This window comes from Streptomyces sp. NPDC033229 (genome assembly GCF_055576875.1).
The window spans coordinates 83,448-96,536 of record NZ_JBVIQR010000031.1 but is presented as its reverse complement, the minus strand read 5'-3'; the positions used below and the strand labels follow the sequence as shown (position 1 = coordinate 96,536).

Here is a 13,089-nt window from a genome sequence, read left to right as displayed (position 1 = left end):
AACGCGGTCGGCGGCACCTCCCACTCCCGACCACCCCCAGGCCGCCGCACCTGCACCCGAGGCCCCACCCGCCCCATCACCTGCGCGAACGTCCCGTTGCGCGTATCCACCACGTACGCACCTTCCCGGTACGACATCACCACGTCCCACCTCCGTATGCCCTGACTCGGCTTTTCCTTACGAGCATCGGTCCGTAGCAGTACGGTGACCAGGGGTAATGGCTTGAGACGTTTTTTATCGAAAAAGAGAGGAACGATGCCCGCACCCAAGGAACTTGATCCAACGACCTCCCTCGCCGCCCTCTACGGCAAGAAGGTCCGCAAGCTTCGTATCCGCGCCGGGTGGACCCAGCGCGAGCTGGGCGAGAAGGTCCACGTCACGCACAGCCGGATCGCGAAGATCGAGCTGGGGGCGGAGTCCCTCCCTAGACAGTTGTCCAACGCCTTGGACGAAGTCCTCGGCGCGGACGGCGATCTGTGCGACCTCTGGGAGCACATCGGCTACGTGCCGCCCTATCCAAAGTGGTCCCAGCAGTTCATCGAGTGCGAAGCCAAAGCGACGAGGATGTACAAGTTCTCGCAGCTCATTCCGGGACTGACCCAGACAGAGGGATACCTACGGGCCCTGTTCCAAGCTGGGGAGATCTACGGCGAGGGGAGTCTGGAGGCGAAGGTCTCCACCCGTCTAGAGCGACAGGCCACGCTCGACAGGCCGGAACCTCCATGGCTGTGGATCGTCCTGGACGAGGCCGCGCTGTACCGGGTCATCGGCAGTCGCGAGGTCATGCGGGGGCAGCTGGCACACCTCTTGGCCCTGACCGAGCGGCCACGCATCCACGTGCAGGTCCTCCCGTTCGACAACACGGAACCAGCCGCAGTGACCGGCTCACTGACCCTGCTGACTCTCCCCAAGGGAGACGAGGTGGCGTACACGGAGGGAATCCGGGCCGGTGCCCTCATCGAAGAGCCTGAAGAGGTTGCCAAGTACGCAACTGTCTACGATCGCGTCCAGGCAAACGCTCTATCGCCAGTCGCGTCTGTGGATTTGATCAGCACAGTGATGGAGGAGAAGTACCCATGCTCGCCACTCGACCCAACCTGAGCATCGCCATCTGGCGCAAGAGCAGTTACACCGGCGTCGAAGGCGGCGACTGTGTCGAGATCGCCGACAACATACCCGGCACCGTCCTCGTCCGGGACAGCAAGCGACCCCACGGCCCAGCCCTGGCCCTCCCCGCCACGGCCTGGGCCGCCTTCGTCACCGCCCTGAACCGCTGACGCGGAACCGCCTCGCCCGCGACGCACGAAAATCTATCGCCGTTGCGGTAGACATCCTCGGACGTCGGGCGCTATGTTTTTCACGTAGCCAAGGAAGTCAGACGGCGCGGCAGACACGAACTGGCGCGCATGTTGTATGGCACGGCAGTGGAGCCCCGGGGCCGGGAAGTGCAGGAAGGTCCCGAGGCTGGCTGCCGGGTCGGGCGGCCCGGCAGGGGCCGCAGAGTATGTGTCCGGCGCCGGCGAGTGGCGCTGGTTTCATCGGGGCCCTGGTGCCGTACGGCACCAGGGCCCCTCGACGCGTTCCCGAAAGCAGAGGTGCCAGTGCAAGCTGAGACCAAACTGTCCACCATCGACCGTCTCGACGACGACGACTATCCCGCGTACACGATGGGCCGTGCGGCCGAGATGATCGGGGCGACCCCCGGCTTCCTCCGGGCCATCGGTGAAGCGCGACTGATCACCCCACTGCGCTCCGAGGGCGGGCACCGCCGCTACTCCCGCTACCAGCTGCGCATCGCGGCCCGCGCCCGTGAGCTTGTCGACTCCGGCACCCCCATCGAGGCCGCCTGCCGCATCGTGATCCTTGAGGACCAGCTCGAAGAGGCCCAGCGGATCAACGAGGAGCTGCGCCGGGCCCCGGCCGGCTGACCGACCGAGGACGGGAGCCGGTGACTGCGAATATCTATTTCCGCAAGCACAGAAATTGGCGCCGCGCACGGTGAGGGTTTATGGGACAGCGGGCGGAGTGAAATTACTTCTTGTGCCCGGCCGCTGGCACCGTGCTACTGTTGATTTCAGTTGCAGTTGTGGTTCCCAGACTTCAAGTGCCCCTGTCGGCTTTACGTCGGCAGGAGCGCTTTTGCTTTTCCGGCGTTTGTTCTCCGGACGGGGTAATCATCGCGGCGACGCGGGACCGGCACAGTGCGGGTCCCCGCACCCCCGAAGGAGATATGACATGGCTACTGGCACCGTGAAGTGGTTCAACGCGGAAAAGGGCTTCGGCTTCATCGAGCAGGACGGTGGCGGCGCTGACGTGTTCGCCCACTACTCGAACATCGCGTCCTCCGGCTTCCGCGAGCTGCAGGAAGGCCAGAAGGTGAACTTCGACGTCACGCAGGGCCAGAAGGGCCCGCAGGCGGAGAACATCGTCCCCGCCTAATCGCGCTGACGCATGACGTAGCTGGGGCCCGCACCTTGGGTGCGGGCCCCAGCTCGTTGCATTTCCCGGGCCCGACCGCCGACGAGCGGCACTGCGGCCCCCCGCACCACCCGGCGGACATAACCGCCTAAAACTCCCCGGCCGGACAGCGATCCCGCCCGAGTTCCCTTGACCGGCCCGGACCACAACGGTCCGCGCGCAGCGGTCATCACAGAGCGCCGACGACGGCCGATCTTTTAATAATCGGGCCTCGCTGCCGCCTTTTCTACGGTTCGTTCTTGCGATTCCCCGTGATGCGGTTATTGCCGCTGGGAATTCCTCGATACGTGCCGTATCGAGGAAGGTTCACATGAACCGCACAGTACGTTCAAACGACCGTTACGCCCGTACCGCGAAGAGCGGTTCCGCAGGCGGCGGCCGTAATTTCCGTTCGCAGGGTTCCGGCGGCTCCGGCCGTTCCGGTGGCTACGGCCGTCGGCCCGCAGCCCGTCAGGGTGAGTTCGCGCTCCCCGTCGGGACGACTCCGGGTCTGCCCGCCGTCACGACGTTCGCCGAGCTGGACATGCCCGCTCCCCTGCTGGCGGCGCTCGGCTCCCTGGGCATGACCGTTCCGTTCCCGATTCAGGGTGCGACGTTGCCGAACTCGTTGGCGGGCCGGGATGTGCTCGGTCGTGGCCGTACCGGTTCCGGCAAGACCCTCGCCTTCGGGCTGGCGCTGCTGGCCCGTACCGCCGGACTGCGCGCCGAGCCGAGGCAGCCCCTCGCCCTGGTGCTCGTTCCCACCCGTGAGCTTGCCCAGCAGGTCACGGACGCGCTCACCCCGTACGCCCGCGCCTTGAAGCTGCGCCTTGCCACCGTCGTCGGCGGGATGTCGATCGGTCGGCAGGCCAGCGCGCTGCGTGGCGGCAGCGAGGTCGTCGTGGCCACCCCGGGGCGGCTCAAGGACCTCATCGAGCGCGGCGACTGCCGTCTGGACCGGGTGAACATCACCGTCCTGGACGAGGCCGACCAGATGGCCGACATGGGCTTCATGCCCCAGGTCACCGAGCTCCTCGACCAGGTCCGCCCCGACGGACAGCGCATGCTGTTCTCCGCGACCCTGGACCGCAACGTCGACCTGCTGGTCCGCCGCTACCTCCACGACCCGGTCGTGCACTCCGTCGACCCCTCCGCCGGTGCGGTGACGACGATGGAGCACCACGTGCTGCACGTGCACGGCGCGGACAAGTACGCCACGACCACCGAGATCGCAGCCCGCGACGGGCGGGTGATCATGTTCCTCGACACCAAGCACGCCGTGGACCAGCTCACCACCCACCTCCTCAACTCCGGGGTGCGGGCGGCGGCGCTGCACGGGGGGAAGTCGCAGCCCCAGCGGACGCGGACGCTCGCCCAGTTCAAGACCGGGCACGTCACGGCGCTCGTGGCCACCAACGTCGCCGCCCGCGGTATTCACGTCGACAACCTCGACCTGGTCGTCAACGTCGACCCGCCGAGCGACCACAAGGACTACCTCCACCGTGGCGGACGTACCGCTCGCGCCGGTGAGTCCGGCAGTGTCGTCACTCTGGTGCTGCCCAACCAGCGCCGCGACATGACCCGCCTCATGGCCGACGCCGGCATCACCCCGCAGTCGGCGCAGGTGCGGTCGGGTGAGGCGGAACTGAGCCGGATTACGGGTGCGCAGGCGCCGTCGGGCGTGCCGGTGACGATCTCCGCGCCGGTGGCCGAGCGGTCCAAGCGGCGGGGGTCTTCGTCGCGGGGGCAGCGGAGTCGGCCGGCGCAGGCCCGTCGCTCCGCCGCCTCTGCCCAGGCTCGCTCCGGCTCGCACCGGATGCCTTCGGCGAGTAGCGCCGCGTAGGCCTGGCCGGCGGCTCTTCGGCTGCGGGCAGTCGTTGCCGCCTGCGGCGGCGAGCGCCCTGCGGGCGCGTCCTCAAACGCCGGACGGGCTGGATTTGGCTGGCCTCAGCCGCCCGGCGCGGACCGGTGTACGCCGGACAGGCTGGATTTGGCTGAGCTCAGCCGCCCGGCGCGGGCAGTCGTTGCCGCCTGCGGCGGCGAGCGCCCTGCGGGCGCGTCCTCAAACGCCGGACGGGCTGAATTGCCGTCCTCTGACCTCGAACACGAAGGTGTCCTTTGAGCCTGATTCTGGCGGAACCGATACTGACGGACAGCACCACTTCGACGGCGGGTGACGCCATGGCCTCACCCGGTCCGCAAGTCGGTGAAGACATGGTCGTCGACCTGGCCCTGTCCGTTCTCATCGGCGCCGGGGTCGGGCACCTTCTGGTTCGGGACGACGACGGCCGGTGTGCCGGGCTCGTCACCCGGGAGCAGCTCACCGCGCACCGCAGCGGCTCCTGGTACACCGAAAGCACCCGCCTGCGGGACGTCGGCTACGACCGGGGGCCCTTCACGGCCTCGGACGCGCCGCTGCCCCACGCGGAACGCGCACTGCGTGACCGGGCGCTGGACGCCTCACCCGTGATCGACGGGGACGGCTACGCCCTCGGCATCCTCACCCTGTCGCGCTGAACCCTCTCGCACGACCCCTCTCCTCCCCTGGAGGCACCATGCGTTGTGTCATCGCCCGTTTCCCCTTCGACCTGGTCAAGAGTGACGTCCAGGCCTCGATGAAGGGCATCAAGCCCGAGCCCGTCACGGGTGATTCCGTGAAGATCGGCCGCCGCGCCTACCCCGTCAAGCAGGTCGGCGAAGTGATCACCCGGCAGGACCGCCGCGACTTCACCGCCGGCGAGGTCACCCGGGCGCTGACCCGCCTCGGCTTCACCTGCGACGTCGCGACCCCCACGCTCGTACCGGCGCGGAAGCTCAGCCCCATGCAGAACGCGTCCGCCCTGCTGGGCGCACCGGCCGCCGCGTAACGCACGTACGCCCGACGCGTGCGCGGTGGCGGCTCGGGGGTAGCCGACCTTCAGGGGACAAGCGACTTCCGAAGGTGGTGGCCATGGGACGTCACAGCGACCGTTCGCAACGGTCCGGCCGCACCCGCCGGGCCTGGTACGACACGTACGCGACGGCCTTGCGGCGCACGCCGGTCACCGCGTGGGACGACAACATCACCGACTGGGCCGCCGCGCTGACGTACTACACCGTGCTGGCCCTGTTCCCGGTGATGCTCGTCATCCTGTCCGTCTTCGGCCTCTCCCAGCCGGCCTCCACCACCGGGCTGATCGACGACATCACCGACGTCGTACCCGCTCAGAGCCGCGAGCTGCTGCGCTCCACACTGCTGGAGATGGCCGGGCAGCACTCGGCGGCCTGGCTGCTGACGACCTTCGGCGCGATCGGCGCCCTGTGGTCGGGAAGCAGCTATCTGAGCGTCTTCCGCCGCGCCGTCTACGCCATGGAACGCACCGACAGCGACCGGCCGGTGCTGCGCACCGCGCCGCGCATCGTCCTGACGGCCCTGGTGCTGGTGGTGCTGCTCGTCGTCAGCGCCCTGGCGCTCGTCCTGACCAGCGGACTCGCCCGCAGGCTCGGTGAGGCACTGCACCTCGGCAGCGGGCCGGTCACCGTCTGGGACGCCCTGCGGTGGCCCGTCCTCCTGGTCATCGCCGTGACCCTGGTGCTGGTGCTCTACCGCTCCGGCCCCGCCCAGGCCCGGCCCGTGCGGCGCATGGCCCCCGGCGGGGCGCTGGCCGTCCTGCTGTGGCTGGCCTCCTCGGCCGGCTTCGCCCTCTACGTGTCCCACGCCGGGACCTACCCCCGCCTGTACGGCTCGCTGGCGGGGGCGGTGGTGTTCCTGGTGTGGCTGTGGATCGCCAACCTGGTGCTGCTGCTCGGGGCCCAGTTCAACGCCGAGCTGGCCAAACAGCAGTACGTAACGCCTGACGTCAGGAAGCCGGAATCGGGCCCGAAATCTGCTCACTGATCCACTGGATGGGCCCGAGGCCCAGGTTCGGCGCGTACGAAGCGCCGTCGTGCCTGCCGCCCTCGATCGGGCGCAGGTAGGTGTGGACCGGGCCCTTGCCGGACTGGGCCATGAAGTCCTTCACGCCCTTCATGGTCGCCGCGCCCTCCCGCGTACCGACCTGGAAGGCGAGATAGACGTCCGGCCCCTTGGTGTCGATCAGCTGCTTGGCCAGCACCGCGGGGGTGTTCTCCCGCTGCTCCTTCTCGTGGCCGCGCCAGAGTGGGGAGTCGGGGACGAAGTCCGGACCGTTGGCAATGGCGGCCTTGAACTTGTCCGGGTGCTTCAGAACGGCCTTGAGGCCCGCGAACCCACCGGTGGACGAACCCATGAACGCCCAGCCGTCACGCGACTTGATCGTTCGGAAGTTGGCCTTCATCAGGTCCGGGACGTCTTCCGTCAGCCAGGTGCCCATCTTCGGCTGACCGGGGATGTCACTGCCGTCCCAGTAGACGCCCTTGTCGTCGGGGCCGGGGTTCAGGACCGGCATGGCGAGGAGGAAGGGCTTGCTCTTGCCCTCCTTGTACCACTTGGCCATGTTCTCCTGGAAGTTGAAGCCGGCCCACCAGTAGTTGGTGCCGAAGCCGGGTCCGCCGGGCAGGGCGATCATGACGGGGAAGCCGTGCTTGGCGTACTTCGGGTCGTCCGTGTACTCCTTGGGTGCCCAGACCCAGACCTTGCCCTTGAAGCCGGACTTCTTGCCGTCCAGGGTGACGAGGCTGACGTGGGAGCCGTCCTTGAGGGTCCGGGCGTTCTTGAACTTGGCCTGCGGGCCGGTCGGCATCAGGACCGGGGAGTCCTTCGCGGGCTCCTGGCCACCGCCCTTGCCGTCCGGGGTCTGCGGCGCGACCTCGCCGTAGCTCACGGGGTCGCCCTTGTCCGTGAAGGGGGGTATCTCGTAGTGGCTCATCACGGGCCAGGCGATCAGCCCGAGCGTGACCACGGACGCCACGACGATGATCCACCGCCTGGCGCGGGACGGCCGGCGGCGCCCGTGGGGCGTGTGGTGGCCAGAAGGTGAATACGTCATCCGCGTCGCTCCGCATGGTTCGGCGGCCCTTGGAGGAGGGCTCATGACAACCTGATGTGCCCTAGGGGATGGCTGAATCAGGCCGTCGCGTTCCCGATCCGCGCGGTGAAAATTTCCACAGGCATACAAACCAACCCAAAACGGCTGTCGGTCGTCCGTCGTCCGGACGGCGGTTTCGGCGGTGATTTGTGCCGATGCCGGCTCCAAATGCTGATGCCCCAGGTCAGAGCCGCATCGGTGGGGTGACGTCAGCTCGTCGGCTCGCCCATCCGGGGCCAGGACCGGGTTGCGGGGCAGGGGGCACCCACGCAGGTTGGGCAGACAGTCACCCGAGCACACCGAACCGATGGGGAGCGCCCAGCATGCGCATCACGCTCGCATCCACTGCCATGGCCGCTGTCTGCGGCTCGCTCGTCCTGGGCGTCACCGCCCCGGCACTGGCCGCAGCGCCGGAGACCGGCCACGCGGCCGTGGCCGCCCACGCCCCGAGCGCCCTGGCGGAGACCGTCGCCGTGGGCCACCGGATCGTCCAGGAAGCGCGGTCCTCGTCTCCCGACGCGGCGAAGCTCACCGCCCTCCAGCAGCAGCTGGAGACGTCAGCGGGACAGCTGCTCGAGTCGTCCGCGGCGGCCCCGGACCCCCTCGACGAGCTCAAGCAGGCGCTGGACAAGCTGATCAAGGACGTCACCAAGATCGTCGACGAGGTGGCGAAGAAGGACTCGGCAGGGACCACGGCCGCCGCCAACACGTTCGCCGCGGACCTCAAGGGCGTGGCGGCGAAGGTGCCGGGCGCGCAGAAGGGGACAGGACCGCTCCAGGTGCCTGTCCCGCTGTAGGGGCGGCGGAGGGGTCGTAGCTCAGCGCGCGGGAGCGCACGGGCGCCGGTGCGGAGCGGTGAGCACCGGCGCTCTCCCGCGTGCGGGAGTAGTGCGGAGTAGTGCGAGGCTGCTGTGCGCGCTCCTGACGGCTCCCGCACTACCTGTGGTCTGTGTAGGGCTGAGGCACTGGTGGGGAAGGCTTCGGCTGAACTGTGCGGTGCGTGCGGTGCGACAGTCGACGCATCTTCGGGAACCAGGCCAAGGAGTGGCAGCAGATGAGAAACACGTTTCGTACCCTGCTCGTCTCGGTGGCCGTCGCGGCGGCGGGCGTCCTGCCGGTCTCCACGGCCCATGCGGCCGACGGGTACGACCGGTGCCTTGACGGCTACTACTGCATGTTCTCGGGGCTCGACGGCACCGGCGACATGATCATGCTGCGCGGGAACGCGCCCGACCTCGCGGCGCTCGGTATGAACGACAGGGCCAAGTCGGACTGGAACCGGACCCCTTCGACCATTTACCTCTGGTCCGACGCGCACTACTCCGGCTGCACGGCCGTCACCTCCTCCGGCCCGACCGGCAAGGGCAACTTCTTCCCTGACTATCGGGACTTCTTCAGCTCGGTGCAGTTCGACGGCCCGGGCGGCCCGTCCTGCGGGACGCCTCCCGGCGAAGGCTAGCTAGCGGCTGAGGTCAGCCACATCCAGCCCGTCCGGCGATTGAGGACGCGCCCGCAGGGCGCCCGCCGCCGCAGGCGGCAAGACCGGCCGCAGCCGAAGGCCCGCCGGGGTGCACCACCGCTACGCGGCGGCGTCCTCGAACTCCCCCAGCCACCGCTGGGAGGTGCCCCCAGCGGGCTTGATGTGGCTGGCCTCGGCCACATCCACGCAGGGCGCCCGCCGCCGCAGGCGGCAACGACGGCCCGCAGCCGAAGACCAACCGGGCAGCCGCTAGGTTCAGCTGACAGGCCGTCGAACCACCAGGAGACCGCGCCAATGCGCAGCGCTGCCGAAGACACCAACCGCCGCATGCTGCGGGCCCGGGACGCGATGGACCGCGCGTACGCGCAGCCGCTGGACGTCCCGGCCCTGGCACGGATCGCCCATGTGTCACCGGCGCACTTCACGCGCACCTTCCGGGCCACGTTCGGCGAGACGCCCCACCGCTATCTCCAGCGCCGCCGGGTCGAGCGGGCGATGTTCCTGCTGCGCGAGACCGACCGCAGTGTCACGGACATCTGCTTCGAGGTCGGCTTCGGCAGCACGGGCACGTTCAGCCGTACGTTCAGCGACATCGTCGGCCGGTCGCCGAGGACGTACCGCAAGGAGGCGACGCCCACGGGCGTACCGACGTGCTTCACGATGGCGTGGACGCGGCCGAGCGCGTGACTGCCCGTCCCGGCCGTCGGCACTGAGCAGTTTTGGATAAGTTTTCGGGCGGCCCGCGCCGTAGCGTGATGCACATGTTCAACGCCATCACGCAATCGCAGATATACGTCCTCGACCAGGACGAGGCCTACGACTTCTACGTCAACAAGCTCGGCCTGGAGGTCGCCGCCGACGTCGACATGGGCTTCATGCGCTGGCTGACCGTCAGCGTCCCCGGCCACCCCGAGCGCCAGATCCTGCTGGAGCGGCCGGGCGCCCCGGCGATGTCCGAGGAGACGGCGCAGCAGGTCCGCGAGCTGGTGACCAAGGGCGCGATGGGCGGCTGGCTCATCTTCACCACGGACGACTGCCGCAAGACGTACGAGACGCTGCTGGCCCGGGGCGTGGAATTCACCGAGGAGCCCACGGAGCGGCCCTACGGAATCGACTGCGGCCTCCGGGACCCGTTCGGGAACCGCATCCGCTTCACCCAGCCGAAGGGCTGACGCCTTTGGGGGTGGGGTCGTTACCGCCTGCGGCGGCGAACAGGCGTCCTCAAGCGCCGGACGGGCTTGGTTGGGCTGATGCGGGGTGCGCGCCCAGCCCGTCGGCTGCGGGCCCGTCGTTGCCGCCTACGGCGAGTGGGCGCCCTGCGGGCGCGTCCTCAAACGCCGGACGGGCTGGTGGTGGCTGGGCTCAGCCAACCAGCCCCTCCGGCGATTGAGGACACCGCCGCGCAGCGGTGGTGCGCCCTAGTAGCCGACCGTGAAGCGGCGTTGCACGAACCGCGGCAGCTCCGCCTCGTCGACGAGTGCGACCGCGGCATCCTCCATGGAGATGCGACTGCGTCCGTCCGCGTCCAGGATCAACTGGTCGCCGCCGACGCGGAAGCGGCCCATGCGTTCGCCGGGGGCGATGTGCCCCGCCCCAGGGCTTCGGTGACGACGCGACTGCCGATGCCGCCCACGGCCCCGATGACTCCGATGTGCATGGCTGCGCCCCCTACCGCCAATACGGTGCGGGGAAACTATACGGCGTGTAGTTTCAGCACGGTAGTCAGATTTCCGCGGCGGCGTCCCAGGCCGCCCGCGAGGCAGCGATGACCGGCCGGTGGGCGATCGACCAGTCGGCCAGGGACTTCACGAGGTGGGTGAGGCTGTGGCCCATGTCCGTCAGCTCGTACTCGACCTGGGGCGGCACGGTGGGGTACACGGTCCGCTTCACCAGGCCGTCGCGCTCCAGCCGCCGGACGGTGAGCGTGAGCATGCGCTGCGAGATGTTGCCGGGGATGGCGCGCTGCAACTCCTTGAACCGCTTGAGGCCGGAGGCGAGTTCGACCACCACGTAGACGGACCACTTGTCGCCCAGCCGGTCCAGCACGTCCCGCACGCCGCACTCGTCCTGGGGCGTCTCGCAGACAATCACGGGGCTGTCATGCACGGGGGTGGTTACCGCCGTGTTCCCTACTGACATCAATGTGCCTCCTTACGCGATCGAAACTCGCTCCCGATGATGGAAACACACAGCTCAGCAGGGAGATTGAAATGATTCTGGTCACCGGTTCGGGCGGCGCGCTCGGTCAGCTCATCGTCGGCGAACTGGCCGGGCGGGACGACGTCGTGCTCGGCACCCGCACCCCCCGCACCACCGCCGAACGGCGCGTCGACTTCGACGACCCGGCCTCGATCGACTTCACCGGCGTGGACACGTTGCTGATCGTCTCCGCCGGATACGGCGAGGACGACGTCGTCATCGCCCGCCACGACGCGGCGATATCGGCGGCCGAGAAGGCGGGCGTGCGGCACGTCGTCTACACCAGCCTCAGCGGCGACGGCGACCACCTGACGTACGCGCTGGCCCACCGCTGGACCGAACGCCGCCTCCAGCGCGGCCCGCTGGCGTGGACGATCCTCCGCAACGGGCTCTACGCCGAGTTCCTCGCCGCCATCGCCGCCCCGGGGCCCGACGGGACGATCGCGGCACCGCTGGGCGACGGCCGCCTGGCCGCGGTGGCCCGCGCCGACCTCGCCACGGTGGCGGCCCGGGTCGTGACCGAGCCGGAACGGCACGCGGGGCGGGTGTACGAACTCGTCGGCGAGCGGGCCCTGGGTGGTGCCGAACTGGCCGCCGCCATCGGAGGCTCGTACGAACCCGCCTCGCTCGGCGTGACCCGCGCGGCGATCACCGAGGCGGGCGAGGCACTGCCCTACCAGGTGCCGATGCTGGTCAGCACGTACTCGGCGATCGCCGGTGGCTTCCTCGACGGCGACGCGATCGAAGGCAACGCCCTGCGCACCCTCCTGGGCCGCGAGCCCCGGCCTGCCCTGGACGTGTACAAGGCCACGGTCACCGGCTGAAACTTTTTCCGATTCGGGTCGCCCCACCTGTCACATTCACCCGACGGCATCCGTCAGGGCAGTGACAGCAACGCGAAAGACCCGAGGAGACACCCATGAACGCGCACTCGATCACCGCACAGCCCCCGATGGCTCCGCGGCTGACCCAGGACCCGGTGGAGCTCGTCCCCGAGATGGCGGAGGTGTCGGCGGCACTCTTCAAGGCCGCCGGCAACCACTCGGTACCGCGCACCACGATCAGCCTGATGCACCTGCGCGCCGGCCAGATCGTCGCCAACACCTACCTGACCGTCCTGCACACGGGCTTCCTGCGCAAGGCCGGCGAGTCGGAAGAGCGCATCACCTCGGTGGCGTCCTGGCAGGACTCGCCCTACTTCACCCCCGCCGAGCGTGCCGCGCTGGCCCTGGTGGAGGCCGTGCTCCAGCCCTCGGCGCAGGGCGAGCGGGTGTCCGACGAGCTCTACGCGCAGGTGGCCGAGCACTACGACCCCAAGGCGCTCACCACCCTGATGATCGCGATCGGGCAGGTCAACTTCTTCATCTCCATCGCCCTCATAGCCAAGCCCGTCCCCGGCCGTTCCTTCACGGACCCGTGGAACTGAGCCAACCGGGGCAAGGTCCGCGCAGTAAGCGGACTTGAGCCATCCGACACAGCGTCACCTGCCTGGCGACACCTGCGCGCCCGGCTGTGCGAAAGGGGTGCTCCCGAAATCGGGGCACCCCTTCTCACCTGGCCGGACGGCCACACGGCGGAGGCTGAGGGATTTGAACCCTCGGTGACATCGCTGCCACGACGGTTTTCAAGACCGTTCCCTTAGGCCGCTCGGGCAAGCCTCCCCGCGCCACCCGCTGGGCGACGCGTGGACAGCCTACCGGGTCGACGAATCCGGCGTGCGGCCCTGGTCACGGGAAGGGACCGACGGTCCCCCCGGTCGTCGCCAGACGGGCGATCACCGCCCCGCCGCCCCGACCGGATAGCGACGTCACCCGCTTGCCTTGGCCGCAGGTTGGCCACGCACCCGTCTCTGGATCTCAGGCGGCCGACGCCTGGATTGCCGCTGAGCACCGCAGCAGCGGGTATGTAGTGGAGGGTCGTATTCGCCTAGCCGAAGGACTTCACCTTGGTCAGCGCTCCGAAAGCCAC

Annotated in this window: 18 protein-coding genes and 1 tRNA gene; 14 read left to right on the top strand and 5 right to left on the bottom strand. The window is 69.0% G+C overall.

Annotated elements, in window-relative coordinates:
- Nucleotides 1-269, bottom strand: a 269-nt coding sequence (locus ACZ53N_RS25540; RefSeq protein ID WP_469143114.1) for a hypothetical protein, incomplete at its 3' end; no start/stop codon positions are given.
- Here ACZ53N_RS25540 and ACZ53N_RS25535 point away from each other — a divergent pair.
- The 8 genes from ACZ53N_RS25535 (at nt 256) to ACZ53N_RS25500 (ending at nt 6,334) form a co-directional block, all read left to right on the top strand.
- Complete coding sequence (locus ACZ53N_RS25535; RefSeq protein WP_469143113.1) at nt 256-1,101, top strand: helix-turn-helix domain-containing protein; 846 nt, start codon at nt 256-258, stop codon at nt 1,099-1,101. The two genes, ACZ53N_RS25540 and ACZ53N_RS25535, sit on opposite strands and share 14 nt — an antisense overlap.
- Nucleotides 1,077-1,277, top strand: a complete 201-nt coding sequence (locus ACZ53N_RS25530) for a DUF397 domain-containing protein (RefSeq protein ID WP_469143112.1) — start codon at nt 1,077-1,079, stop codon at nt 1,275-1,277. The genes ACZ53N_RS25535 and ACZ53N_RS25530 overlap by 25 nt, the downstream gene beginning before the upstream one ends.
- A gap of 390 nt (nt 1,278-1,667) precedes the next feature.
- Nucleotides 1,668-1,928 (top strand): MerR family transcriptional regulator, encoded by a 261-nt coding sequence (locus ACZ53N_RS25525; RefSeq protein WP_469143122.1) that lies wholly within the window; start codon nt 1,668-1,670, stop codon nt 1,926-1,928.
- Nucleotides 1,929-2,235: 307 nt separating this feature from the next.
- Entirely contained in the window at nt 2,236-2,439 is a 204-nt protein-coding gene (locus ACZ53N_RS25520) for a cold-shock protein (RefSeq protein WP_362221645.1), read from the top strand.
- Between the two features lie 349 nt (nt 2,440-2,788).
- Nucleotides 2,789-4,300: a DEAD/DEAH box helicase gene (locus tag ACZ53N_RS25515; protein WP_469143111.1), complete on the top strand. Its 1,512-nt coding sequence runs from the start codon at nt 2,789-2,791 to the stop codon at nt 4,298-4,300.
- Between the two features lie 275 nt (nt 4,301-4,575).
- Nucleotides 4,576-4,974: a CBS domain-containing protein gene (locus tag ACZ53N_RS25510; RefSeq protein WP_469143110.1), complete on the top strand. Its 399-nt coding sequence runs from the start codon at nt 4,576-4,578 to the stop codon at nt 4,972-4,974.
- Between the two features lie 38 nt (nt 4,975-5,012).
- Complete coding sequence (locus ACZ53N_RS25505) at nt 5,013-5,324, top strand: SCO5918 family protein (RefSeq protein WP_469143109.1); 312 nt, start codon at nt 5,013-5,015, stop codon at nt 5,322-5,324.
- 83 nt (nt 5,325-5,407) lie between these two features.
- A complete protein-coding gene (locus tag ACZ53N_RS25500) occupies nt 5,408-6,334 on the top strand; it encodes a YihY/virulence factor BrkB family protein (RefSeq protein WP_469143108.1) in 927 nt (308 codons plus the stop codon).
- Here the strand turns inward: ACZ53N_RS25500 and ACZ53N_RS25495 are convergent.
- Nucleotides 6,297-7,325, bottom strand: coding sequence for an alpha/beta hydrolase (locus ACZ53N_RS25495; RefSeq protein WP_469143107.1), 1,029 nt, complete (start codon nt 7,323-7,325; stop codon nt 6,297-6,299). The genes ACZ53N_RS25500 and ACZ53N_RS25495 overlap by 38 nt on opposite strands.
- Nucleotides 7,326-7,765: 440 nt before the next feature.
- On the opposite strand from ACZ53N_RS25495, the gene ACZ53N_RS25490 reads away from it, so the two are divergent.
- The 4 genes from ACZ53N_RS25490 to ACZ53N_RS25475 all read left to right on the top strand — a co-directional run bounded on the left by ACZ53N_RS25490 (nt 7,766) and on the right by ACZ53N_RS25475 (nt 10,094).
- Nucleotides 7,766-8,239: a hypothetical protein gene (locus ACZ53N_RS25490; protein ID WP_469143106.1), complete on the top strand. Its 474-nt coding sequence runs from the start codon at nt 7,766-7,768 to the stop codon at nt 8,237-8,239.
- A 257-nt stretch (nt 8,240-8,496) separates the two neighbouring features.
- The gene (locus tag ACZ53N_RS25485) at nt 8,497-8,901 is read left to right on the top strand and encodes a peptidase inhibitor family I36 protein (protein WP_469143105.1); all 405 of its coding nucleotides are present in this window, start codon (nt 8,497-8,499) and stop codon (nt 8,899-8,901) included.
- Nucleotides 8,902-9,216: 315 nt separating this feature from the next.
- Nucleotides 9,217-9,609, top strand: a complete 393-nt coding sequence (locus ACZ53N_RS25480; RefSeq protein WP_469143104.1) for a helix-turn-helix domain-containing protein — start codon at nt 9,217-9,219, stop codon at nt 9,607-9,609.
- A gap of 74 nt (nt 9,610-9,683) precedes the next feature.
- Nucleotides 9,684-10,094 (top strand): VOC family protein, encoded by a 411-nt coding sequence (locus ACZ53N_RS25475; RefSeq protein ID WP_469143103.1) that lies wholly within the window; start codon nt 9,684-9,686, stop codon nt 10,092-10,094.
- Between the two features lie 246 nt (nt 10,095-10,340).
- Here the strand turns inward: ACZ53N_RS25475 and ACZ53N_RS25470 are convergent, their stop codons facing one another.
- Together ACZ53N_RS25470 and ACZ53N_RS25465 are read right to left on the bottom strand one after the other, a co-directional pair.
- Nucleotides 10,341-10,487, bottom strand: coding sequence for a hypothetical protein (locus tag ACZ53N_RS25470; RefSeq protein WP_469143102.1), 147 nt, complete (start codon nt 10,485-10,487; stop codon nt 10,341-10,343).
- 157 nt (nt 10,488-10,644) lie between these two features.
- Nucleotides 10,645-11,061, bottom strand: a complete 417-nt coding sequence (locus ACZ53N_RS25465) for a winged helix-turn-helix transcriptional regulator (RefSeq protein ID WP_469143101.1) — start codon at nt 11,059-11,061, stop codon at nt 10,645-10,647.
- 71 nt (nt 11,062-11,132) lie between these two features.
- Here ACZ53N_RS25465 and ACZ53N_RS25460 point away from each other — a divergent pair, with 71 nt between their 5' ends.
- Nucleotides 11,133-11,945, top strand: a complete 813-nt coding sequence (locus ACZ53N_RS25460; protein ID WP_469143100.1) for an NAD(P)H-binding protein — start codon at nt 11,133-11,135, stop codon at nt 11,943-11,945.
- A gap of 95 nt (nt 11,946-12,040) precedes the next feature.
- Nucleotides 12,041-12,547, top strand: coding sequence for a carboxymuconolactone decarboxylase family protein (locus ACZ53N_RS25455; RefSeq protein ID WP_469143099.1), 507 nt, complete (start codon nt 12,041-12,043; stop codon nt 12,545-12,547).
- 148 nt (nt 12,548-12,695) lie between these two features.
- Here ACZ53N_RS25455 and ACZ53N_RS25450 read toward each other — a convergent pair.
- Nucleotides 12,696-12,782: transfer RNA gene (locus ACZ53N_RS25450), tRNA-Ser, on the bottom strand.
- Nucleotides 12,783-13,089: the final 307 nt, after the last annotated feature.

Coding starts and splice junctions, on each gene's coding strand:
- ACZ53N_RS25520 (WP_362221645.1), top strand. CDS start 2,236: ATGGCTACTGGCACCGTGAAGTGGTTCAACGCGGAAAAGGGCTTCGGC.
- ACZ53N_RS25530 (WP_469143112.1), top strand. CDS start 1,077: ATGCTCGCCACTCGACCCAACCTGAGCATCGCCATCTGGCGCAAGAGC.
- ACZ53N_RS25515 (WP_469143111.1), top strand. CDS start 2,789: ATGAACCGCACAGTACGTTCAAACGACCGTTACGCCCGTACCGCGAAG.
- ACZ53N_RS25490 (WP_469143106.1), top strand. CDS start 7,766: ATGCGCATCACGCTCGCATCCACTGCCATGGCCGCTGTCTGCGGCTCG.
- ACZ53N_RS25460 (WP_469143100.1), top strand. CDS start 11,133: ATGATTCTGGTCACCGGTTCGGGCGGCGCGCTCGGTCAGCTCATCGTC.
- ACZ53N_RS25470 (WP_469143102.1), bottom strand. CDS start 10,487: ATGGGCCGCTTCCGCGTCGGCGGCGACCAGTTGATCCTGGACGCGGAC.
- ACZ53N_RS25475 (WP_469143103.1), top strand. CDS start 9,684: ATGTTCAACGCCATCACGCAATCGCAGATATACGTCCTCGACCAGGAC.
- ACZ53N_RS25500 (WP_469143108.1), top strand. CDS start 5,408: ATGGGACGTCACAGCGACCGTTCGCAACGGTCCGGCCGCACCCGCCGG.
- ACZ53N_RS25480 (WP_469143104.1), top strand. CDS start 9,217: ATGCGCAGCGCTGCCGAAGACACCAACCGCCGCATGCTGCGGGCCCGG.
- ACZ53N_RS25455 (WP_469143099.1), top strand. CDS start 12,041: ATGAACGCGCACTCGATCACCGCACAGCCCCCGATGGCTCCGCGGCTG.
- ACZ53N_RS25465 (WP_469143101.1), bottom strand. CDS start 11,061: ATGTCAGTAGGGAACACGGCGGTAACCACCCCCGTGCATGACAGCCCC.
- ACZ53N_RS25535 (WP_469143113.1), top strand. CDS start 256: ATGCCCGCACCCAAGGAACTTGATCCAACGACCTCCCTCGCCGCCCTC.
- ACZ53N_RS25485 (WP_469143105.1), top strand. CDS start 8,497: ATGAGAAACACGTTTCGTACCCTGCTCGTCTCGGTGGCCGTCGCGGCG.
- ACZ53N_RS25505 (WP_469143109.1), top strand. CDS start 5,013: ATGCGTTGTGTCATCGCCCGTTTCCCCTTCGACCTGGTCAAGAGTGAC.
- ACZ53N_RS25525 (WP_469143122.1), top strand. CDS start 1,668: ATGGGCCGTGCGGCCGAGATGATCGGGGCGACCCCCGGCTTCCTCCGG.